18 protein-coding genes are annotated in these 21,399 nt (G+C 72.8%); 13 read left to right on the forward strand and 5 right to left on the reverse strand.

Going from position 1 to position 21,399, the window contains the following annotated elements:
• The first annotated feature begins 134 nt into the window (after positions 1 to 134).
• The 12 genes from ABZ340_RS10115 (at position 135) to ABZ340_RS10170 (ending at position 14,864) form a co-directional block, all read left to right on the forward strand.
• On the forward strand, positions 135 to 1,070 hold the full coding sequence (locus tag ABZ340_RS10115; protein ID WP_358781277.1) for a sugar ABC transporter permease: 936 nt from the start codon (positions 135 to 137) through the stop codon (positions 1,068 to 1,070).
• Positions 1,067 to 1,963, forward strand: a complete 897-nt coding sequence (locus ABZ340_RS10120; protein ID WP_358781278.1) for a carbohydrate ABC transporter permease — start codon at positions 1,067 to 1,069, stop codon at positions 1,961 to 1,963. The genes ABZ340_RS10115 and ABZ340_RS10120 overlap by 4 nt, the downstream gene beginning before the upstream one ends.
• Positions 1,960 to 3,255 carry a pectate lyase gene (locus ABZ340_RS10125; RefSeq protein ID WP_358781279.1) on the forward strand — a complete coding sequence of 432 codons (1,296 nt, stop codon included), beginning with the start codon at positions 1,960 to 1,962 and terminating at the stop codon, positions 3,253 to 3,255. The genes ABZ340_RS10120 and ABZ340_RS10125 overlap by 4 nt, the downstream gene beginning before the upstream one ends.
• Positions 3,252 to 4,454: a Gfo/Idh/MocA family oxidoreductase gene (locus ABZ340_RS10130; protein ID WP_358781280.1), complete on the forward strand. Its 1,203-nt coding sequence runs from the start codon at positions 3,252 to 3,254 to the stop codon at positions 4,452 to 4,454. The genes ABZ340_RS10125 and ABZ340_RS10130 overlap by 4 nt, the downstream gene beginning before the upstream one ends.
• Positions 4,451 to 5,296 carry a PmoA family protein gene (locus ABZ340_RS10135; RefSeq protein ID WP_358781281.1) on the forward strand — a complete coding sequence of 282 codons (846 nt, stop codon included), beginning with the start codon at positions 4,451 to 4,453 and terminating at the stop codon, positions 5,294 to 5,296. The genes ABZ340_RS10130 and ABZ340_RS10135 overlap by 4 nt, the downstream gene beginning before the upstream one ends.
• 5 nt (positions 5,297 to 5,301) lie before the next feature.
• The gene (locus ABZ340_RS10140) at positions 5,302 to 6,810 is read left to right on the forward strand and encodes a family 43 glycosylhydrolase (protein ID WP_358781305.1); all 1,509 of its coding nucleotides are present in this window, start codon (positions 5,302 to 5,304) and stop codon (positions 6,808 to 6,810) included.
• A 35-nt stretch (positions 6,811 to 6,845) separates the two neighbouring features.
• Complete coding sequence (locus ABZ340_RS10145) at positions 6,846 to 8,852, forward strand: pectinesterase family protein (protein ID WP_358781282.1); 2,007 nt, start codon at positions 6,846 to 6,848, stop codon at positions 8,850 to 8,852.
• 56 nt (positions 8,853 to 8,908) lie between these two features.
• Positions 8,909 to 10,270: a sugar ABC transporter substrate-binding protein gene (locus ABZ340_RS10150; RefSeq protein ID WP_358781283.1), complete on the forward strand. Its 1,362-nt coding sequence runs from the start codon at positions 8,909 to 8,911 to the stop codon at positions 10,268 to 10,270.
• A gap of 82 nt (positions 10,271 to 10,352) precedes the next feature.
• Positions 10,353 to 11,153 carry a rhamnogalacturonan acetylesterase gene (locus ABZ340_RS10155; protein WP_358781284.1) on the forward strand — a complete coding sequence of 267 codons (801 nt, stop codon included), beginning with the start codon at positions 10,353 to 10,355 and terminating at the stop codon, positions 11,151 to 11,153.
• Positions 11,154 to 11,190: 37 nt separating this feature from the next.
• Entirely contained in the window at positions 11,191 to 12,528 is a 1,338-nt protein-coding gene (locus tag ABZ340_RS10160) for a pectate lyase (RefSeq protein WP_358781285.1), read from the forward strand.
• 169 nt (positions 12,529 to 12,697) lie between these two features.
• A complete protein-coding gene (locus ABZ340_RS10165; protein ID WP_358781286.1) occupies positions 12,698 to 13,816 on the forward strand; it encodes a pectinesterase family protein in 1,119 nt (372 codons plus the stop codon).
• Positions 13,803 to 14,864 carry an alpha/beta hydrolase family protein gene (locus tag ABZ340_RS10170; protein WP_358781287.1) on the forward strand — a complete coding sequence of 354 codons (1,062 nt, stop codon included), beginning with the start codon at positions 13,803 to 13,805 and terminating at the stop codon, positions 14,862 to 14,864. Before ABZ340_RS10165 ends, ABZ340_RS10170 begins: the two co-directional genes overlap by 14 nt.
• Before the next feature lie 93 nt (positions 14,865 to 14,957).
• Here the strand turns inward: ABZ340_RS10170 and ABZ340_RS10175 are convergent, their stop codons facing one another.
• The 5 genes from ABZ340_RS10175 to ABZ340_RS10195 all read right to left on the reverse strand — a co-directional run bounded on the left by ABZ340_RS10175 (position 14,958) and on the right by ABZ340_RS10195 (position 19,516).
• Positions 14,958 to 15,806 (reverse strand): hypothetical protein, encoded by an 849-nt coding sequence (locus ABZ340_RS10175; protein ID WP_358781288.1) that lies wholly within the window; start codon positions 15,804 to 15,806, stop codon positions 14,958 to 14,960.
• Positions 15,803 to 16,366: a SigE family RNA polymerase sigma factor gene (locus tag ABZ340_RS10180; protein WP_358781289.1), complete on the reverse strand. Its 564-nt coding sequence runs from the start codon at positions 16,364 to 16,366 to the stop codon at positions 15,803 to 15,805. Before ABZ340_RS10180 ends, ABZ340_RS10175 begins: the two co-directional genes overlap by 4 nt.
• A 232-nt stretch (positions 16,367 to 16,598) precedes the next feature.
• Positions 16,599 to 18,056, reverse strand: coding sequence for a penicillin-binding transpeptidase domain-containing protein (locus ABZ340_RS10185; RefSeq protein ID WP_358781290.1), 1,458 nt, complete (start codon positions 18,054 to 18,056; stop codon positions 16,599 to 16,601).
• 212 nt (positions 18,057 to 18,268) lie between these two features.
• Positions 18,269 to 18,739 carry a GNAT family N-acetyltransferase gene (locus ABZ340_RS10190; RefSeq protein ID WP_358781291.1) on the reverse strand — a complete coding sequence of 157 codons (471 nt, stop codon included), beginning with the start codon at positions 18,737 to 18,739 and terminating at the stop codon, positions 18,269 to 18,271.
• 3 nt (positions 18,740 to 18,742) lie between these two features.
• Positions 18,743 to 19,516, reverse strand: coding sequence for an IclR family transcriptional regulator (locus tag ABZ340_RS10195; RefSeq protein WP_358781292.1), 774 nt, complete (start codon positions 19,514 to 19,516; stop codon positions 18,743 to 18,745).
• Positions 19,517 to 19,675: 159 nt separating this feature from the next.
• On the opposite strand from ABZ340_RS10195, the gene ABZ340_RS10200 reads away from it, so the two are divergent.
• Entirely contained in the window at positions 19,676 to 21,205 is a 1,530-nt protein-coding gene (locus ABZ340_RS10200) for an aldehyde dehydrogenase (NADP(+)) (protein ID WP_358781293.1), read from the forward strand.
• Positions 21,206 to 21,399: the final 194 nt, after the last annotated feature.

Consider the following 21,399-nt stretch of genomic DNA (forward strand, 5'->3'; position numbering starts at 1 on the left):
TCCGGCCGCCACGCGGCGGCCGGACTCCCGCACTCCGGATAGAAAGCGCTTCCCGTCCCGGTCGCCGGGGAAGCCCCGCGTACCGCACACGCACCGCACACGCACCGCACGTCGTACGAGAACGGAGAACAGTCATGGCCCAAGCCGCAGCCGTGGCGAAACCGCCCGCGCCACCGAGGCGGCGCCGTGCCTCCGCCACGCCGCGCAGGCTGCCCTACCTGCTGATCGCCCCGGCGGCCCTGCTCATGCTGGGCTTCATCGCCTACCCGGTGATCAGCGTCTTCTACTACAGCCTGCAGGACTACAACCCCACCAAGCCGTGGCGGAACGGTTACGCGGGCTTCGACAACTTCGTCCGCATCTTCACCGACGACCCGCAGTTCTGGGACACCCTCGTCTTCAGCGCCAAGTGGGTCTTCGTCGAGGTCGGCCTCCAGCTGCTGTTCGGGCTCGCGCTGGCGCTCATCGTCAACCAGACCTTCGTGGGCCGCGCCCTGGGCCGCGCCCTGGTCTTCTCCCCGTGGGCCGTCTCCGGCGTCCTCACCTCCGCGATCTGGGTGCTGCTCTACAACTCCCAGACCGGCATCACCCGTTACCTCGCGGACCTGGGCATCGGCGACTACGGCACCAGCTGGCTGTCGGACACCTCCACCGTCTTCCCGGCGGCGATCGTCGCCGACCTGTGGCGCGGCGTGCCCTTCTTCGCCATCCTCATCCTCGCCGACCTCCAGTCCGTCTCCAAGGACCTGTACGAGGCCGCCGAGGTCGACGGGGCCAGCCGCATCAAGCAGTTCTGGCACATCACGCTGCCCCATCTGAAGGACGCCATCATCCTGTCCACGCTGCTGCGCGCCGTGTGGGAGTTCAACAACGTCGACCTGCTCTACACCCTGACCGGCGGCGGACCCGCGGGCGAGACCACGACACTGCCGCTGTACATCGCCAACACGTCCGTCGACGCGCACGACTTCGGCTACGCGTCGGCCCTGACCACCGTGGCGTTCGTGATCCTGCTGTTCTGCTCGATGGTCTACCTGCGGCTGAGCAAGTTCGGAGGCGACAACAAGTGATCACCAAGGAGGCCACCGAGGTGGCGCCCGCCCCCCTGCGCGCCGCCCCCGCACCGCCGCGGCCGGCCAAGAGCCACCGCGCCTGGGACGAGGTCCCGCGCTGGCAGATCTACCTGCCGCTCGGCGTCTACCTCGTCTTCACCCTCATCCCCTTCTACTGGATCCTGCTGTTCGCCCTGCGCCCGGCCGGCTCCACCTCGCTCGTGCCCTGGCCGATGACCTTCGAGCACTTCGAGAAGGTGTGGACCGAGCGCAGCTTCGGCACCTACTTCGGCAACAGCCTGCTGGTGGGCCTCGCGACCCTGGTGATGACGACGGTCGTCGCGCTGGCCGGCGGCTACGCCCTCGCCCGGTTCGACTTCAGGATCAAGCGGGGGTTCATGCTGGCCCTGCTGTGCTCCCAGTTCGTGCCGGGCGCGCTGCTGCTGGTCCCGCTGTTCGAGATCTTCGCCGAGCTCCAGATGATCAACTCCCTCGGCAGTGTCATCATCGCCGAGACGGTCTTCCAGCTCCCGCTGTCGATGATCCTGATCAGCAACTTCATCAAGAACGTGCCGTACTCGCTGGAGGAGGCGGCCTGGGTCGACGGCTGCGACCGGTTCCGGGCGTTCCGGGTCATCGTGCTGCCGCTGCTGCGACCGGGCCTGATCGCCGTCGGCTCCTTCGCCTTCGTCCACTCCTGGAACCACTTCCTGTTCGCCCTGATGTTCCTCAACAACCAGGACAAGCAGACCATCCCGGTCGGCCTGAACACCCTGATGAGCGCGGACAGCGTCGACCTCGGCGCCCTCGCGGCCGGCGGCATCATCGCGGCCGTGCCCGTGGTGATCGTGTTCGCCTTCATCCAGAAGTGGCTGATCACCGGCTTCAGCGCGGGGGCGGTGAAGGGATGAGGCTCCGGCACTGCGCCGCGGCGCTCGGCCTGCTGGGCCTGCTGTGCGTCCCCGCCCACGCCGGCGACGCCCGCGACATCAGCCGCGACACCCTGGCCCCGTACGACGGCTGGGCGGCGGCCGAGGGCGGCACCACCGGCGGCGCCGCCGCCGACGACGCCCATGTCTTCACGGTGCGGGACCGGGCCGGGCTGGTCCGCGCCCTGGACGGCGGCAGCGACACCCCGAAGATCATCAAGATCGCCGGGACCATCGACGCCAACACCGACGACTCCGGCCGCCGCCTGGACTGCGCCGACTACACCACCGGCGGCTACAGCCTGAAGAAGTACCTGGCCGCCTACGACCCCCGCGCCTGGGGCGCCGCCAAGCCGTCCGGGCCGCAGGAGGAGGCCCGCCAGGCGTCCGCCGCCCGCCAGGCCGAGCGGGTCGTCCTGCCCGTCGGCTCCCACACCACGATCGTGGGCCTCGGCGACGACGCCGTCCTCAAGGGCGCCAGCCTCCAGGTCAAGAACGCGGACAACGTCATCGTCCGCAACCTCGAACTGCGCGACGCCTACGACTGCTTCCCCGCCTGGCAGCCCAACACCGGCGGCCTCGGCGACTGGAAGTCCGCCTACGACACCCTCTGGCTCAACAACGCCACCCACGTCTGGATCGACCACGTCACCGCCTCCGACCAGGGGCACCCGGACGAGAAGGAGCCGGTGTACTTCGCCCGCAACTACCTGCGCCACGACGGCCTGCTGGACATCACCAACGGCTCGGACCTCGTCACCGTCTCCTGGAGCCGGTTCGCCGACCACGACAAGGCCATGCTCATCGGCAACGGCGACACGGTCGCGGGCGACCGCGGCAGGCTCCGGGTCACCCTGCACCACAACGAGTTCGAGTCCGTCGTCCAGCGCGCCCCGCGCGTCCGTTTCGGCCAGGTGCACCTGTACAACAACCGGTACGTCGTCCCCGAGGACGCCCACGACTACCGCTACTCGATCGGCGTCTCCACCGAGTCGCGCATCCACGCCGAGAACAACGCCTTCACCACCCCCGCCCACGTCGAGGCCGCCGACCTGGTCAAGAGCTGGAACGGCACCGCCCTGCACGTCTCCGGCTCCCTCTTCAACGGCTACCCGGTCGACCTGCTCGCCATCTACAACGCCTACAACTCGGGCAGCGAGCGCGACCTGAGCGCCGACGTCGGCTGGACGCCCGCCCTGCACGGGCCGGTGGACAGCGCCGCGGCGGCCGACCGGGCGGTGGCGCGCGGGGCGGGAGCGGGGAGGATCGGATGAGCGGTGCGACGACCCACGCGACGACCGGCCCGACGACCGGCCCGCTGGGCACGCCGGTCCCGGTCGTCCTGGCGGGCGCCCGCGGCCACGGCCGCTGGCACGTCGCCAACATCCGCCGCCTCCAGGACCAGGGCCTGGTCCGGCTGGCCGGCATCTGCGAGCTGACCCCGCTGACGGAGGAGGAGTTCGGCGGGGAACTCCCCGAACAGTCCGCCGACTTCGGCGCCCTGCTGGACGCCACCGGCGCGCGGATCGCCGTGATCTGCACGCCGATCCCCACCCACGCCGACCTCGCGCTCACCGCCGCCGGGCGGGGCGTGCACCTGCTCCTGGAGAAGCCGCCGGCACCGTCGTACGCCGAGTTCCGCCGCATGGCCGACGGGATCGCCGCGGCGGGCGTCGCCTGCCAGATCGGCTTCCAGTCGCTGGGCTCGCACGCCGTCCCGGCGATCCGCGAGCTGATCGCCGACGGCGCGATCGGGGAGGTGACCGGCATCGGCGGGGCGGGCGCCTGGGCCCGGGACGAGGCGTACTTCCGCCGCGCCCCGTGGGCGGGCCGGCGGCGGCTGGACGGCGCCGACGTGGTCGACGGGGCGCTGACCAACCCCCTCGCGCACGCCGTCGCCACCGCGCTCGCCCTCGGCGGCACCACCGGCGCCGACGACGTCACCGGCATCGAGACCGAACTGCTGCACGCCAACGCCATCGAGGCCGACGACACCTCCTGCGTGCGGATCACCACCGCGCGCGGCCACCGGGTCACCGTCGCCGCCACCCTGTGCGCCGAACGGCCGGACGACCCGTACGTCCTGGTGCACGGCAGCCGCGGCCGGATCACCTTCTGGTACAAGCAGGACCGCGTGCTGCTCCAGCGCGCCGGCCACGGCCCCGAGGAGTACGTCCACGGCCGTACCGACCTGCTGGAGAACCTCGTCGCCCACCTCACCACCGGAGCAGAGCTCCTGGTCCCCCCGGCGGCGACCGGCGCCTTCATGCGGGTGGTGGAGGAGATCCGGCGGGCCCCCGACCCGGCGCCGCTGCCGGAGACCGCCTGGCGCCGCGTCCCCGGGGATGACCGCCGCGTCGTCCCCGGCATCGACGCCCTGGTGGCCGCCGCCGCCGACACCCTCGCCCTCTACTCCGAGCTGGGCGCCCCCTGGGCGCACCCGGCCGCCCCGAAGGAGGTGAGCACCCGATGACCGGCAACGACCAGCTCGTCCTGCGCGTGGCGGGCCGTCCGGTGGGCCGGTACGTCACCCGGCCCACCCTGCCCGACCGGCTCTCCCCGCGCCCCTACCTGCACCCGGTCACCACCCTGGCCGGCACCCCGGTCACCGAGCTCAGCCCGGCCGACCACCTGCACCACCTCGGCGTCGGTGTCGCCGTTCCCGACGTCGAGGGGCACAACTTCTGGGGCGGGCGCACCTTCGTCCGCGACCGGGGACCGACCGAGCTGGACAACCACGGCAGCCAGCGGCACACCGCCTTCCAGCTCAGCGACCCCGACGGCTTCGTCGAGGAACTGCGCTGGGTGGCCGGCGGGCGCGAGCTGCTGCGCGAGCGCCGCACGGTCGCCGCCGGCGCCCTCACCGACACCGCCTGGGCGCTGGACTTCACCTTCTCCCTCACCAACACCACCCCCGGTCCCCTCACCATCGGCAGCCCCGCCACCAACGGGCGCCCCGGCGCGGCCTACGGCGGCTTCTTCTGGCGGGCCCGCAAGGAGTCCGCCGCGCCGGACGTCTTCACCGCCGGCGCCGAGGGCGAGGAACGGGTCCACGGCCGGTGCGCCGACTGGCTCGCCCTGACCGGCGAGAACTGGTCGCTGGTCTTCGCCGGGGCCACCGACCGCACCCGGCAGGACCCCTGGTTCGTCCGCACCGCCGAATACCCCGGCGTCGGCTCGTCCCTGGCGCACGACGAACGGCTCGCGATCGCCCCCGGCGACACCGTGGTCCGCCGGATCGTCACCGTCGTCGCCGACGGCCGCCTCGACGCCGACGGCGCCGCCACCCTCGTACGCAAGGCAGTGAGCCCGTGACCTCCGTGAACCCCGGCACCTACCGCAACCCGATCCTGAACGCCGACTGGTCCGACCCGGACGTGGTCCGCGTCGGCGACGACTTCTACCTGACCGCCTCCAGCTTCGGCCGCGCCCCCGGCCTGCCGCTGCTGCACTCCCGCGACCTGGTCGACTGGACCCTGATCGGCCACGCCCTGGACCGGCTGGAACCGGAGGAGCAGTTCGCGGCGCCCCGCCACGACTGCGGCGTGTGGGCCCCGTCCCTGCGCCACCACGACGACCGCTTCTGGATCTTCTGGGGCGACCCCGACCAGGGCGTCTTCCAGGTCAACGCCCCCGAGATCCGCGGCCCGTGGACCCGCCCGCACCTGCTGAAGCCGGGCAAGGGGCTGATCGACCCGTGCCCGCTGTGGGACGAGGAGAGCGGCGAGGCGTACCTCGTGCACGCCTGGGCCAAGTCCCGCTCCGGCGTCAAGAACCGCCTCACCGGCCACCGCATGCGCCCCGACGCCACCGGACTCCTCGACGAGGGCAAGGTGATCGTCGACGCCGACCGCATCCCCGGCTGGTTCACCCTGGAGGGCCCCAAGCTCTACCGGCACGACGGCTGGTTCTGGATCCTCGCCCCGGCCGGGAGCGTGGAGACCGGCTGGCAGGGCGCCTTCCGCTCGCGCGGCTTCTTCGGGCCCTACGAGGAGAGGGTCGTCCTGGAGCAGAAGGACACCGACGTCAACGGGCCGCACCAGGGCGGCTGGGTGCGCACGGCCTCCGGCGAGGACTGGTTCCTCCACTTCCAGCAGCGCGGCGCCTACGGCCGGGTCGTCCACCTCCAGCCGATGCGCTGGGACGACGACGGCTGGCCGGTCATCGGCGACGACGGCGCCCCCGTCACCGAGCACCGCAGGCCCGACCTGCCGCCGCAGCCGGCCGCCGCGCCCGCCACCGACGACGACTTCCCCGGCGGGCGGTACGGACGCCAGTGGCAGTGGACGGCCAACCCCCGAGAGGGCTGGGCCACCCAGCACTCCGGTGACGGGCTGAAGCTGGCCTGCGTCCGCTCGGCCGACGCCCACGACCTGCGCAAGCTGCCGAACGTGCTCACCCAGCGGCTGCCCGGCCTGCCCTGCGTGGTCGAGGTGGAGCTGCGCCTGGACAGCGAGGAGCCGGGCGCGCGGGCCGGGCTGGCGGTGCTCGGGGACGCGTACCGCTGGATCGGGCTCCAGCGGGGCGCGGACGGGGCGGTGCACCTCGTGCAGCGGTTCGCGGAGACGGTGGCCGACCAGGAACGGGACGCCGCCCACGCGCGGCTCGCCCCCGAGGGACGGGCCCGGCTGCGCGTCGAGATCGGCGCGGGCGCCCGCTGCCGCTTCTCCGGCGACGTCGGCGACGGCTTCCGCGAGGCCGGCCAGGTCTTCGCCGCCACCCCCTGGCGCTGGGTCGGCGCCCTGCTCGGCCTGTTCGCGCTCGCGCCCGCCGGCGAGGGGCACGCCGGGGCGGCCACCTTCACCCAGTTCCGCATCAGAGCCCTGTGACGCACCCCCTCATCCGCGAGCCTGTTGGAGCCGCCATGCCGCACCTCCCCAGCAAGCGCCTGCCCCAGTCGGGCAGAACCCTGGCCGCCGTCCTCGGTCTGGCCACCGCCCTGGCCCTCGGAGCGGCGGGGGAGACCCGGGCCGCCCCGCCGGCCCCGGCCGGCCCGTCCGCCGGTTCCGCCCAGGGAGCCGGCCCGGACCGCTGGTCCGACGTCCCGCACGGGTTCGCCTCCCTCGCCGGCGGCACCACCGGCGGCGCGGGCGGCAAGGTCGTCACCGTCACCGACCAGGCGGCGCTGGCGAAGTACGCGGCGGCCGAGGAGCCGTACGTCATCCGGGTGCGGGGCTCGATCGCCGCCGAGCCGTTCGGCGCGGAGATCGAGGTGGCCTCGGACAAGACGATCGTCGGCGTGGGGGACACCGCCGAGCTCGTCCACGGCGAGCTGCACCTCGGCCCCGGCACCCACAACGTGATCATCCGCAACCTGACGATCCGCGACTCGGCGGTCGAGGGCAACTGGGACTGCAAGGACACCGACTTCGACGGCATCCAGATGGACACCGTCCACCACGTCTGGATCGACCACAACCGCTTCTCGAACATCTGCGACGGGCAGCTCGACATCCGCAAGGACAGCGAGTACGTGACCGTCTCCTACAACCGGTTCGAGAACAACAACAAGACCTTCGGCATCGGCTGGACGGGCAACGTCAAGACGCAGATCACCATCGACCACAACTGGTTCTCCCGCACCAAGCAGCGCAACCCCTCCGTGGACAACGCCGCCTACGCGCACCTGTACAACAACTACCTGACCGCCCAGGCGGACCCGGGCGACCCGGTGTGGACGTACGGGAACTGGTCGCGCGGCAAGACCAAAATGGTCATCGAGAACAGCTACTACCAGGACGTCCAGCACCCCTACCAGGCCGACGCGAGCGCGGAGCTGGTGGAGCGCGGATCGATCCTGGAGAACACCACCGGGCGGCACGACGAGTGGGGCGAGGCGTTCGACCCGCACGCCTTCTACGCCTACCGGCCGGACCCGGCGGCGGCCGTCCCGGCGCTGGTCAAGCGGTTCTCCGGGCCGCAGAAGCAGGTCGGCGACGCGGTGACGCTGCACGTCCCGGCCGACTACCCGACCGTGCAGGCGGCCGTGGACGCCGTGCCCGCCGGCAACGACGGCCGGGTGGTGATCGCCGTCGCGCCGGGGACGTACCGCGAGAAGGTGTACATCCCGGCGGCCAAGCCGAAGATCTCGCTGCAGGGGACTGGACAGAAGCGGTCCGACACCGTCATCGTCCATGACACGCCCGCCGCGTACGGCGGCTCCAGCGGGAGCGCCACCGTGCGCATCGCCGCCGACGACGTCAGCGCGCGCCACCTCACCTTCGCCAACGACTTCGACGAGGCCGCGCACGAGCTGAACGGCGAGCAGGCGCTGGCGGTGAAGACGACCGGCGACCGGATCGTCTTCGAGGACACCGCCTTCCTGGGCAACCAGGACACCCTGATGACCGACAGCCCGAAGCCGACCACCGTCAGCCGGGTCTACATCCGCGACTCCTACCTCGAAGGAGACGTCGACTTCCTCTACGGACGCGCCACCACCGTCGTCGAGCACAGCGTCGTCAAGGCGCTGAGCCGGGGCTCGGACACCAACAACGGCTACATCACCGCCCCCTCCACCTGGAAGGGCAACCCGTACGGGTTCCTCATCACCGAGTCGCGGATCGTGAGCGACGCGCCCGCCGGAACCTTCCACCTCGGGCGGCCCTGGCACCCGGGCGGTGACCCGGACGCCGTCGGGCAGGTGCTGATCCGGGACACCTGGCTGCCCGAGGCGGTCAAGGCCGCGCCGTGGACCGACATGAGCGGCTTCTCGTGGAAGGACGCCCGCTTCGCCGAGTACCGCAACAGCGGGCCGGGCGCGGCCGTCACCGCGGACCGGCCGCAGCTCACCCCGGAGCAGGCACGCGCGTACACCGTCACCGCGTACCTGAAGGGCACGGACGGCTGGGCGCCGCACGCCCGCCACTGACCCCCCCCACACGCACCGCACATCCGACGCTGGATCCAGAAGAAGAGAGCCGACCAATGAAGATCAGCATTCGCAGCAGCAGCACAGGCAGGCGCCGGACGTCGGCCGCCGTCGCCCTGGGGGCCGTGCTCGCGCTGACCGCCACCGCGTGCGGTGACGACGGCAGCGGGGCGGGCGGCGACAAGGGTGCCGAGGGCAGCGGCAAGGGCAAGATCGTCTTCTGGGACAACAACGGCGGTGTCCGCACCGAGATCTGGAAGGAGATCATCGCCGACTTCGAGAAGGCGAACCCGGACATCGACGTCGAGTACGTCGGCATCGCCTCCACCGAGTACCAGTCCAAGGTCGACACCGCCATCCAGGGCGGCGGCCTGCCGGACGTCGGCGGCGTCGGCGCCGCGATGCTCGCCGGGTTCGCCGCGCAGGACGCGCTGGAGCCGCTGGACTTCCGGGTCACCGGGTCGTCCCTGAACGGCAAGCTCAACGAGGACATGCTGGAGTCGATGAAGGCGGCCGGCGGCGGCGACGGCAAGCTGTACTCGGTGCCGACCTCCGCCAACAACGGCGTGCTGTACTACCGCACCGACCTGTTCGAGAAGGCCGGGCTGGACGCGCCGGCCACCTGGGACACCTTCTTCGAAGCCGCGCAGAAGCTCACCGACAAGGGCAAGAACCAGTTCGGCTACACCATCCGCGGCGGCGCCGGCTCCATCGCCCAGGCCCTCGACGCGATGTACGGGCAGTCCGGCATCACCTCGTTCTGGGACGCCAACGAAGAGAAGACCACGGTCAACGACCCGCGGAACGTGGAGGCGCTGGAGAAGTACGCCGGCCTCTACAAGAAGGTCACCCCGGCCGCCGACCTGAACAACGACTTCACCAAGATGGTCGCGCAGTGGGACTCCGGCCAGATCGGCATGCTCAACCACAACCTCGGGTCGTACCAGGACCACGTGAAGGCGCTGGGCACCGACAAGTTCCGGGGCATCCCGCAGCCGACAGGGCCCGGCGGCAAGCGGGTCCAGGTCTCCAACCCGGTCGACGGACTCGGCCTGTTCAAGAGCTCCAAGAACAAGGAAGCCGCCTGGAAGTTCATCGAGTTCGCCGCCGGCCACGAGGAGAACTCGAAGTTCAACGAGTCGGCGGGACAGGTGCCGGCGAACACGGAGGCGGCGAAGGACGCCTGGGTGTCCAAGGCGGAGCCGACGAAGCTGGCGGCCGACGCGCTGTCGGACGGGTCGACGACCATCGTCCAGCTTCCGTACTACCTGCCGGACTGGAACACCATCTCCAAAGCCGAGAACGAGCCGAACTTCCAGAAGGTGCTGCTCGGGAAGATGAGCGCCAAGAAGTTCCTGGACCAGATGGCCGAGCAGCTCAACGAGGCGCAGGCCGAGTGGAAGCAGCAGAACGGCTGATCCCGGCTCTGACCGTGGGACGGCCCGCGGCGCGCGGGCCGTCCCCGGCGTCGTCCGACGTCACCTGTCGAAAGGCACCGGCATGACCCTTACCCGCAGACGGATGACCACCGCCGCCGTCGCCGCCGTCCCGCTCGTCCTCGGCGCCGCCTCCGCCGCCGGGGCCGCCGCCCCCCGTCCCCGCACCCTGTACATCGCCGGCGACTCCACCGCCGCACAGAAGTACGCCGACGCCGCGCCCGAGACCGGCTGGGGCATGGCCCTGCCGTTCTTCCTGCGGCGGGACCTGGCCGTCGCCAACCACGCGGTCAACGGCCGCAGTTCCAAGAGCTTCGCCGACGAGGGACGGCTCGACGCGATCCTCGCCGCGATCCGGCCCGGCGACTTCCTCGTCGTCCAGTTCGCGCACAACGACGAGAAGACCACCGACCCCGCCCGGTACACCGAGCCCTGGACGACGTACCAGGAGTACCTGCGCCGGTACGTCGACGGCGCCCGGGCCCGCGGCGCGCGGCCCGTGCTCGCCACACCGGTGGAGCGGCGCCGGTTCGACGCGCAGGGCACCGCCGTGCCGAGCCATGGCGAGTACCCGGCGGCGATGCGGGCGCTCGCCGCCGAGGAGGGCGTGGCCCTGCTGGACGTCCAGGCGCTGTCGCTGGAGCTGTGGCAGCGGCTCGGCGCGGAGGCCACCAAGGAGTACTTCAACTGGACGCCCGCCGAGCAGGACAACACGCACTTCAACCCGCCGGGCGCGATCGAGGTGGCCCGGCTGGTCGCCCGGGAGCTGCTGCGCACGCGGGTGCTGGCGCCCCGGGACGTGCGCCGGCTGGACGAGGAGATCCCCGCGTCCTGGATCGACTGGCCCGCACCGGCCACCGCCTGACCGCCCACCCCCCGACCGCGAGAAGGAGAGCCGCACCATGCGCAGAACCGGATGTCATGCTCATGAAATAAAGAAGGGTGCGGTGCTGGCCGGCTGCACCGCCCTCGTGCTGGCCCTGACCGGCACCGCCGCCCAGGCCCGGGACGGCGCCCGGGACCACGCCCGCGACCTCGCCCGCCAGACCCTCCCGGCGAAGGACGGCTGGGCCTCCCACGGCACCGGCACCACCGGCGGTGCCGCCGCCGACGCCGAGCACGTGTACACCGTCACCACCTGGGCCCAGTTCAAGGCCGCCCTCGCCGCCGGCGGCAGCGCACCGAAGATCATCAAGGTGAAGGGCACCATCGACGCGGTCGCCGACGGATGCGACGCCTTCGCCGTGCCCGGCTACGACTTCGACGCCTACCTGGAGAAGTACGCCCCCGAGAAGTGGGGCCTGGACACCGACCTGAGCGCCGAGCCCGACGACAGCCCCGAGGGCCTGCGCCGCGCCTCCGCCGCCCGCCAGGACCAGGCCATCAAGGCGAACATCCCCGCCAACACCACGATCATCGGCGTCGGCCGCGGCGCCGGCTTCAAGGGCGCCAGCCTCCAGATCAAGGGCGTCGACAACGTCATCGTCCGCAACCTCACCTTCGAGAGCCCCCTGGACTGCTTCCCGCAGTGGGACCCCACCGACGGCAGCAAGGGCAACTGGAACTCCGAGTACGACAGCGCCGTCGTGTACGGCTCCACCCACGTCTGGCTGGACCACAACACCTTCACCGACGGCGAGCACCCCGACAGCGCGGCGCCGGCCTACTTCGGCATGCTCTACCAGCAGCACGACGGCCAGCTGGACGTCGTGCGCGGCGCCGACTACGTCACCGCCTCCTGGAACGTCTTCGCCGACCACGACAAGACCATCCTGATCGGCAACAGCGACGGCGAGTCCGCCGCCGCCGTCGACCGCGGGCACCTGAAGGTCACCTTCCACCACAACCTGTTCGAGAACCTCGTCGAGCGCGCGCCCCGCATCCGCTTCGGCCAGGTCGACTCGTACAACAACCACTTCGTGGCCGACGCGTCGTACTCCTACAGCTTCGGCATCGGCAAGGAGTCCCGGCTCGTCGCCGAGCACAACGCCTTCACGCTGCCCGAGGGGATCAGCCCCGCGAAGATCCTGAAGAAGTGGAGCGAGGCGCCGGTCACCGCCGCGCACAACCGCGTCAACGGCCGCACCGTCGACCTGATCGCCGTGCACAACGCGGAGATCCCGCAGGAGACCCTCCAGTCCGGTGCGGGCTGGACCCCCACCCTGCGCACCGCGGTCCACCCGGCCAAGGCGGTCCCCGCGATCGTCGGCCACGGCGCGGGCGCCGGCCGCCTGCGCTGACGCCGCGGCCACCCCGACCGGGCCGGGGCGCCCGCACCGCCCCGGCCCACCCCCCCCGGCCCATGGGCCCCGGTCTGCCGGTCCCGGCCCATCGGACCCGCCCACCGGGCCTGTTCCACCGGTCCCGGGCCACCGAACCTGCACCCGCGCCCCCCGAAGGAGCACACGCATGCACCGCCCTCCCCTCTCCCGCAGAAGCCTCCTCCTGGCCGGCGGCGTCGGCGCGGGCGTCGCGCTCGGCCTCGCCGCCACCCCCGCCGCGGCCCGTCCCCGTCCCCGCCCCTTCGGGCGGTACGGCTCCCCGGCCGCCCGCCTCACCCCCGGCACCCTGTACGTCGACGCGCACGGCCGCGGCGACTTCACCTCCGTCCAGGCCGCCGTGACCGCGGCGGCCGGCAGCGGCCGGACCCTGGTGATCGCCCCCGGCACCTACCGGGAGACGGTCTCCGTCGACGCCACCCGTACCGAGGCCACCTGGATCGGCGCCGGCGAGGACCCCCGCGACGTCGTGATCGTGTACGACAACGCGGCCGGCACCCCCAAGCCCGGCGGCGGCACGTACGGCACCAGCGGCTCGGCCACCGTCACCGTGCAGGCCGACGGCTTCACCGCCCACCGGATCACCTTCGCCAACGACTGGCTGCGCGCCGACCACCCCGGCACGACCGGCACCCAGGCCGTCGCGCTCAAGGTGCAGGGCGACCGCTCCGCCTTCCACCACTGCCGCTTCCTCGGCCACCAGGACACCCTGTACGCCGACACCCGCGACCTGGGCGTCTTCGCCCGCCAGTACTTCGCCCACTGCCACATCGAGGGCGACGTCGACTTCGTCTTCGGCCGGGCCACCGCCGTCTTCGAGCACTGCCACTTCCGCACCCTGGACCGCACCGACCTGTCCGGCGCCCCCTACGGCTTCGTCCTCGCCCCCTCCACCGCGGGCGCCAACCCGCGCGGCTACCTGGTGACGAGGAGCCGGATCACCAGCGAGGCCCCGGACGGCTTCTACAAGCTGGCCCGCCCCTGGGTGCCCAGCTCCGACCTCACCGCCCGCCCCATGCTCACCGTCCGCGACACCCACCTCGGCCCCGGCATCGACGCGGTCGCGCCCTACGCGAACATGCGCGACGCCCACCCCTGGCAGAGCATGCGCTTCGCGGAGTACCGCAACACCGGCCCCGGCGCCGCGATCACCGTCCCGGAGAACCGGCCCCAGCTCGGCCGCGCCGAGGCGGCAACACACACCCGCGAGGCGTACCTGGGGGACTGGCGGCCCTGTGCTCGCCGGTGATCTCCCCGGCTTCCACCGGGCGCTGAGGGACGAGCTGCGCTTCCCGCTCGCCTGGGGCACCTCGCCGATCCGCGACTTCGGCACCTGGCGGCGCACCGCCCGCGCCAAGGTCGAGGAACTCCTCCTCGTCGACCGGCAGGACGACACCCCGTACGACCCGGAGTTCACCGACCGCGCGGAGGCCGACGGCTACACGCGGGAGCGGGTGACCGTCTCCCTCACCCGCTACGCACGCGTCCCCGGCGCCCTGCTCACCCCGCACGGCACCGGCCCCTTCCCGGCCGTCCTCCTCCTGCACGACCACGGCTCCCGGTTCGACATCGGCAAGGAGAAACTGGTCCGGCCCTGGTACGACGACACCCGCCTCGCCTCCGCCCGCCAGTGGGCGCGGCAGTGCTACGGCGGGCGCTTCCTCGGCGACGAACTCGCCCGGCGCGGCCATGTGGTGCTCTGCCTGGACGCCCTCGGCTGGGGCGAGCGCGGCCCCCTCGCCTACGAGCGGCAGCAGGCGCTGGCGAGCAACCTCTACCACCTCGGCAGTTCGCTCGCCGGTCTGCTGGCCCGCGAGGACGAGCGGGCCGCCGCCTTCCTCGCCGGGCTGGACCGGGTGGACGCCCGGCGGGTCGCGGCCCTCGGCTTCTCCCTGGGCGGCTACCGCGCCTGGCAGACCGCCGCCCTCGGCGACGCCGTCACGGCCGCGGCGAGCGTGTGCTGGATGACCGGGCTGAAGGGGATGATGGTGCCCGGCAACAACACCCTGCGCGGCCAGTCGGCGTTCCACATGCTCCACCCCGGCCTCGCCCGGTACCTGGACATCCCGGACGTGGCGTCCCTCGCCGCCCCCAGGCCGATGCTGTTCCTCAACGGCGGGCGGGACCCGCTGTTCACCCCCGAGGGCGTGCGGGCCGCGCACGCCAGGCTGCGTGCCGTGTGGGACTCCCTCCACGCGGGGGAGCGGCTGCGCACGGAACTGTGGCCGGACACCGGCCACGACTTCACCGTCCGCATGCAGGAGGAGGTCTTCGCCTGGCTGGACGCCGCACCGTGACACGGCCGGCGAACCGGCCCGGCATGCCCGGCGCAAGGCGCCGAGGTCTCCTGCGACGCCGGCCCGGGCGAGGCGCCGCGCCGGGAGGTGCCGTCAGCGGGCGTCGCCGGCCGGATTCCCGGCGGTGGGGGCCGGATTCCCGGCGGTGGGGGCCGGATTCCCGGCGGTGGGGGCCGCGAAGCCGCCCCGCACCGCGAGCCGTTCCGCCCCGGCCGTGGTGGTGGCCGTCATCGCGTAGCGGTCGGCCCTCGCGTCCCGGCCGCCCCGCTCGTGGTCGTACTGCCCGGCGAACACCCACCGGCCCGCCGGGACCGTACGGCCCGGCTTGAGTACCCACGTGTAGACGAGGAAGCCGTTCCGCTCGACGGCCGTGAAGACGAAGTCGTCCTCGGGCAGCGACCGCCAGGCGCCGGTGGAGGAGACGCCGCCGGTCTGCCGGATCTCCAGCCGCACGGTGAGCGCCGACAGCCGCTCCCGGGTCCCGAGGGTGACGTTGCTCTGCGCCCAGAACTCGTGGCTGTGCGGGTCCACCGCGCCGTCCGACCACACGGGGCCGTCCCCGGGCGACGCGCCCGGCGCCGGGCCGGCCGGTGGCGCGGGCACCCGGCCGGTGGCGTCCGGCGACGGCGGGGGCGCCGGTGCTGCCGGTGCCGTCACCGGCGGGACGGCGGCCGGGCGCCGCTGCGAGGGAGCGTCCTCCTTCACCGCGGAGGCGACCGTGTACCCGCCGGCCACCAGGACGCCCGCCACCGCGGCCGTCGCCCCCGCCACCCGCGCCCAGCCACCCGCCCGGGGGCGCGCCGCCCGGCGCGGAGGATGCGCGCCTGAGGCCCGGCCGCGCTCGACGCGGGCCAGGATGCGCGCCCGGTCGGGCTCGTGCGCGGCCGCCGCCGCGCGCAGCCGGGCACGCAGTTCCTCGTGCACGTCCCGCCGCACGGTCATCGGTTCCTTCCCCCGGCCTCACCGGTGCGGGCCATCGCCGCGTGCACCGGTCGCGGAACGTGCCGCGTGCCGAGCAGCCGCTGGAGTTCCGCCATCGCCTTCGACGTCTGGCTCTTCACCGTACCCACCGAGACGCCCAGGGCGAGCGCGGTGTCCCGTTCGGAGAGGTCGAAGGCGTGCCGCAGCACCACACAGGCCCGTTTGCGGAACGGCAGCCGGCGCAGCGCCTCCTGCACGTCGACGACGCCCGCCACGTCCGGGTTCTCGGCCCGCTCCTCGCGCTGCGACCAGAACAGGGCGATCCGGCGGCGCTCACGCACCGCGCTGCGGACGCGGCTGCGGGCCAGGTTGGCGACCACGCCGCGGGCGTAGGCCACCGGGTGGTCGGCGCCGCGGATCCGGTCCCAGCGGTGCCACAGCGCCAGCAGGGCGTCCGCCGCCAGGTCGTCGGCGGCGTCCGGCTCGCCCGTCAGCAGATGGGCCAGCCGGGACAGTTCGGCGTAATGGCGCTCGAAGAAGGCGTGGAACTCCATGAAGGCGTCGTCGTCGACTGTCCCCACGAGCGTCTCTCCTCGCAGCGGCTTCCCCGGCGTCGAACAGCCGTCCGCCGGGACGAGACCCGGAACTGTAGCAGCGTTCACCGCGTATCTGTACGGTGTTGTGAACGCCGTATGACGGACTGAACCCGAAGGCGGCCTGCCCCCGTGCCCCGGAGAGACCACGGAGGGAACCGGAGAGAACCCGGAAGGAACCCGAACGCGGTTCACCGCCCCCGCTCGGGAGGCCGAACGCCTAGTTCTTCAACGCCGCCTCCATCATCGCCTTGGCCACCGGCGCCGCCAGCCCGTTGCCGCTGACCTCGGAGCGGGCCGCGTCCGACTGCTCGACCAGGACCGCCACGGCGACCTCCTCGCCGGAGGAGTCCGAGGTGGCGTACGAGGTGAACCAGGCGTACGGCGTCTTGCTGTTGTTCTCGCCGTGCTGGGCCGTGCCCGTCTTGCCGCCGACGGTCGCGCCCGCGATCTGCGCGTTGGAACCCGTGCCCTTCTCCACCACCGTCCGCATCGCCGACTCGAGCTGCTCGGCGGTGGCGGAGCTGACGATCTCCTTCGCATCCGCGCCGTCGTCGTAGTCCTCCAGCACATCGCCGTCACCGTCGGTGATCTGGGACACCATGTGCGGGGAGACCAGCTTGCCGCCGTTGGCGAGGGCCGCGGACACCATGGCCATCTGCAGCGGGGTCGCCGTCACGTCGAACTGGCCGATGCCCGTCAGGGCGGTCTGGGAGTCGTTCATGCCGGACGGGTAGACGCTGGTGTACGCGCGCACGGGCACGTCCTGCGTCTCGTCGTTGAACCCGAACCTCTCCGCCATCTCCCGCACCTTGTCCTGGCCCAGGGCGACCGCCATCCTGGCGAAGACGTTGTTGCAGGAGTACTGGAGCGCAGTGCGGATCGTGGCGTTCGCGCACGGCGCGTTGGGGTTCTCGTTGGTCAGGTCCCGGACCGTGCCCGGCAGCCGGTAGGGGTCGGGGCTGTCGGTGGGCTGGTCCACCGACGCGTACAGCCCGTCCTCCAGCGCCGCCGCCGCGACCACCAGCTTGAACGTCGAGCCCGGCGGCAGCGGCTGGCGCAGCGCCCGGTTGGTGAGCGGCTTGTCCGGGTCGGCGTTGAGCCGCTTCCACGCCGGCCCGGCGGTGTTGGCGTCGGTCAGCGCCGACGGGTCGTACGAGGGCGTCGAGACGACCGCGAGGATCCGGCCCGTCTTCGGGTCGATCGCGACGGCCGCGCCCTTCTTGTCCCCGAGCGCCTCGTACCCGGCCCGCTGCACGTCCGGGTCGATCGTCGTGACCACGTCGCCCGGGTCGGCCCGCTTGTTGGTGACCGTGTCCATCACGGTCTTCAGCCGGCTGTCCGTGCCGTTGAGCAGGTCCGCGTAGATGCCCTCCAGCTGCGTGGGCGCGTAGGCCTGCGAGGCGTAGCCCGTCACCGCCGCGTACAGCTCGCCGTTCTCGTACGTCCGCTTGTACGCGAGGTCGCCGCCCTTCGTCCGCGCCGAACCGGTGACCGCCTCCCCGGCCACGATGATGTTCCCGAGCGGCTCCGCGTACGTTCTGATCGCGTTGCGCCGGTTGTCCTTGTCGTCCGCGAGTGCCTGGCCTTGGTAGAACTGCACCCAGGTCGCCCTGACCAGCAGAGCGAGCACCAGGAGCAGCGTGAAGACCGATGCGCGCCTGATCGTCGTGTTCATCCCGCTGACAGGACGAACGGACGAGGGGGAAACGTTCCCTTCCGGCCGGATTTCTCATCGTCCGTTCATGGAACCCGCCGGTGTCCGGGACACCCGGCCGGGCGCCGCACGGCCAGGTGCCGCACGGCACGGCCGGATGCCGCACGGCACGGCCGGGTGTCGCATGGCGCAGCCGGGTGTCACACGGCCGGATGTCGCCGGCCGAGGCCCGCTCAGCCGTCCAGCGTCAGCACGACCTCGTCGATCTCCGCGCCGCGGGCCCGGGCGAACCCCCGCGCCCGGGCGGTGAGGCGGAACCCGCACTTCTCCAGCACCCGCCGCGAGGCGGCGTTGTCCGCCGCCGCGCGCGCGTACAGCGGGCGTTCGGGCACCTCGGCCAGCAGGGCGCGCAGCGCCGCCGTCGCCACGCCCCGGCCCCAGTGGGCGCGGTCCACCCAGTACGTCACCTCGCGCTCGCCCGGCTCCCCGTACACCGCCGCGCTGCCCACCACGTCACCGTCGGCGAGGATCGTGCGCACGACGTCCCCGGAGGAGCGCAGCCGCGCCCACTGGGCGTCGAAGGCGTCCCGGTCGGCCGGGTCCTCGGGGGTGAAGGCCGCCATGCGCAGGGCCTCCGGGTCGTTCAGCTGCCGGTAGAACACCGGCAGGTCGCTGTCGTGGACCGCGCGCAGCGCCACCCGCATCGGTCAGAGCCTCCGGGTCGCCAGCGTCAGCCGGTCGCGCGCGTCGAACAGCGCGTCCTTCACCATCTGCTCGTGCGCGGGCGTCAGCCGCGCCACCGGCACCGAGCAGCTGATCGCGTCCCGCGCGGGGGTGCGGTAGGGGATCGCCACGCCGAAGCAGCGCAGCCCCAGCGTGTTCTCCTCGCGGTCCACGGCGAAGCCCTGCTCCCGTACCTGGTGCAGCTCCTCGATGAGCTTCTCCCGGTCGGTGAGGGTGTTCTCGGTCAGCGCCGGGAGCGTCTCGGGGAGCATCTTGCGGACCTGCTCGTCGGAGTAGGTCGCCAGGATCGCCTTGCCGAGGGAGGTGGAGTGCGCGGGCAGCCGGCGGCCGACCCGGGTGAAGGGCCGCAGGTAGTGCTGGGACTGGCGGGTGGCGAGGTAGACGACGTTGGTGCCGTCCAGGCGGGCGAGGTGGATGGTCTCGGTGGTGTCGTCCGAGAGGCGGTCCAGCGTCGGGCGGGCCGCCGCGACCACCTCGTCGCCGTCGATGTAGGAGGTGCCGACCAGCAGCGCCCGTACGCCGATGCCGTACCGCGTGCCCGTCGCGTCCGTCTCCACCCAGCCCAGGTCCACGAGGGTGCGCAGCAGCATGTACAGGCTGGACTTGGGGTAGCCGACGGCCTCCTGGACCGCCGCGAGGGAGTGCATGCCGGGTTGCCCGGCGAAGTATTCGAGCAGTTCCACCGTCCGCACCGCGGACTTGACCTGCGCTCCGCCACCTGTCTCGCCTGCCGCCATCGCCGTTGACCCCTTCGTTCGACGGGAAGCTGGAGATATAGTCTCCGCACAGCCATTCATCATCAGAGACAGCGTTCAGTATATCGAACGACCCTGGTGGATGACGTACATCCTGCGGCATGCATGCGACTCGCATGCGGCATCAGAGGGAGGGCCCGCGTGGCAGCAGCACCAGTCTGGAGTGTCGACCCCCGAACCGGGAAGCAGCGTGAACAGGTTGCGGTGGAGGCCACAGCCCAGGAGGTGGACGCCGCCGTCCGCGCCGCCCACGACGCGCGCGGCGCCCTCGCCGACCGCGGCGTCCGCGCGGCGTTCCTGCGCACCGCGGCCGAGGAACTGGAGGCGGCCAAGGACGGCCTCGTCGAGACCGCCGACGCCGAGACCGCGCTCGGCACGGTCCGTCTGACCGGCGAACTCGCCCGCACCTGCTACCAGTTGCGGGCCTTCGCGGACATCGTCGACGAGGGCGCCTTCCTCGACGTGGTCATCGACCACCCCGACGACACCGCGACCCCGCCTGTCCCGGACCTGCGCCGCTACAAGGTGCCCCTCGGCGTCGTCGCCGTCTACTCCGCCTCCAACTTCCCCTTCGCCTTCTCCGTCCCCGGCGGCGACACCGCGAGCGCCCTCGCGGCGGGCTGCCCGGTCGTGGTCAAGGCCCACCCCGACCACCCGGCCCTGTCCGAGCAGGTTGCCGGGGTGCTGCGCCGGGCCGCCGCCCGGCACGGCATTCCCGAGGCCGTGGTGGGCCTGGTGCACGGCTTCGAGGCGGGCATCGAGCTGATCAAGCACCCGCTGATCGCCGCGGCCGGCTTCACCGGTTCCGTCCGCGGGGGCCGCGCCCTCTTCGACGCGGCCGCCGCCCGCCCGGTCCCGATCCCCTTCCACGGCGAGCTGGGCTCCCTGAACCCGGTCGTCGTCACCGAGGCCGCCGCGGCCGAGCGCGCCGAGGAGATCGGCTCGGGGCTGGCCGGCTCCATGACGCTGGGCGTCGGCCAGTTCTGCGTGAAGCCGGGCCTGGTCTTCGCCCCGTCCGGCGAGGAGGGCGACCGCCTGGTGAAGTCCCTGGCCGACGGTGTCGCCGGCACCGGCGCCGGGGTCCTCCTCGACCACCGCATGCGCGACAACTTCGTCGCCGGCGTCGCCGAGCGCGCCCAGCTGCCCGGCGTCGAGGCTCCGGTGACCCCGGGCGCGGGCGACGAGCACACCGTCAGCGCCGGTTTCCTGACCGTGCCGGCGAGCCGGCTGGCCGAGGAGGGCGAGCACGACCTGCTGCTGGAGGAGTGCTTCGGCCCGGTCACCGTGGTGGCCCGCTACGAGGACGAGGACGAGGTCCGCTCCGTCCTCACCCGCCTGCCCGGCAACCTCACCGCGACCGTCCACCTCTCCGAGCGGGAGGCCGCCGGGGAGGGCCGGGGCACCGAGATCCTCGCCGAGCTCACCCCGCTCGCCGGGCGCGTGCTCGTCAACGGCTGGCCCACCGGGGTCGCCGTGGCGCCCGCCCAGCACCACGGCGGTCCCTACCCGGCGACGACCTCCACGTCCACGTCGGTGGGCGGCACGGCCATCGAGCGGTGGCTGCGGCCGGTGGCCTACCAGAACGCGCCGGAGGCGCTGCTGCCGCCGGAACTGCGGGACGACAACCCGCTGGGGCTGCCGCGGCGGTTCAACGGGCGCCTGGAGCGGTAGCCCGCCCGGCGTGACGGCGCCGCCCCGGGCGCGCCGTCGCCCGTCGCGCCGTCGCCCGTCGCGCCGTCGCCCGTCGCGGGGCGGGCCGGTTTCGGGGCGGGGGGCCCCGAACGGGGGGGGGCCCCCCCCCGGTCGGCGGGGGGGGGCCCCGGGGGGGGGGGGGAGTTCAAAACAAAGAAAAACAAACACAAAAA

The sequence above is a fragment of the Streptomyces sp. NPDC006134 genome (assembly GCF_040628835.1).
Classification (GTDB): domain Bacteria; phylum Actinomycetota; class Actinomycetes; order Streptomycetales; family Streptomycetaceae; genus Streptomyces.

Coding starts and splice junctions, on each gene's coding strand:
- ABZ340_RS10135 (WP_358781281.1), top strand. CDS start 4,451: ATGACCGGCAACGACCAGCTCGTCCTGCGCGTGGCGGGCCGTCCGGTG.
- ABZ340_RS10185 (WP_358781290.1), bottom strand. CDS start 18,056: ATGAACACGACGATCAGGCGCGCATCGGTCTTCACGCTGCTCCTGGTG.
- ABZ340_RS10130 (WP_358781280.1), top strand. CDS start 3,252: ATGAGCGGTGCGACGACCCACGCGACGACCGGCCCGACGACCGGCCCG.
- ABZ340_RS10160 (WP_358781285.1), top strand. CDS start 11,191: ATGCGCAGAACCGGATGTCATGCTCATGAAATAAAGAAGGGTGCGGTG.
- ABZ340_RS10175 (WP_358781288.1), bottom strand. CDS start 15,806: ATGACCGTGCGGCGGGACGTGCACGAGGAACTGCGTGCCCGGCTGCGC.
- ABZ340_RS10150 (WP_358781283.1), top strand. CDS start 8,909: ATGAAGATCAGCATTCGCAGCAGCAGCACAGGCAGGCGCCGGACGTCG.
- ABZ340_RS10125 (WP_358781279.1), top strand. CDS start 1,960: ATGAGGCTCCGGCACTGCGCCGCGGCGCTCGGCCTGCTGGGCCTGCTG.
- ABZ340_RS10190 (WP_358781291.1), bottom strand. CDS start 18,739: ATGCGGGTGGCGCTGCGCGCGGTCCACGACAGCGACCTGCCGGTGTTC.
- ABZ340_RS10195 (WP_358781292.1), bottom strand. CDS start 19,516: ATGGCGGCAGGCGAGACAGGTGGCGGAGCGCAGGTCAAGTCCGCGGTG.
- ABZ340_RS10145 (WP_358781282.1), top strand. CDS start 6,846: ATGCCGCACCTCCCCAGCAAGCGCCTGCCCCAGTCGGGCAGAACCCTG.
- ABZ340_RS10165 (WP_358781286.1), top strand. CDS start 12,698: ATGCACCGCCCTCCCCTCTCCCGCAGAAGCCTCCTCCTGGCCGGCGGC.
- ABZ340_RS10155 (WP_358781284.1), top strand. CDS start 10,353: ATGACCCTTACCCGCAGACGGATGACCACCGCCGCCGTCGCCGCCGTC.
- ABZ340_RS10115 (WP_358781277.1), top strand. CDS start 135: ATGGCCCAAGCCGCAGCCGTGGCGAAACCGCCCGCGCCACCGAGGCGG.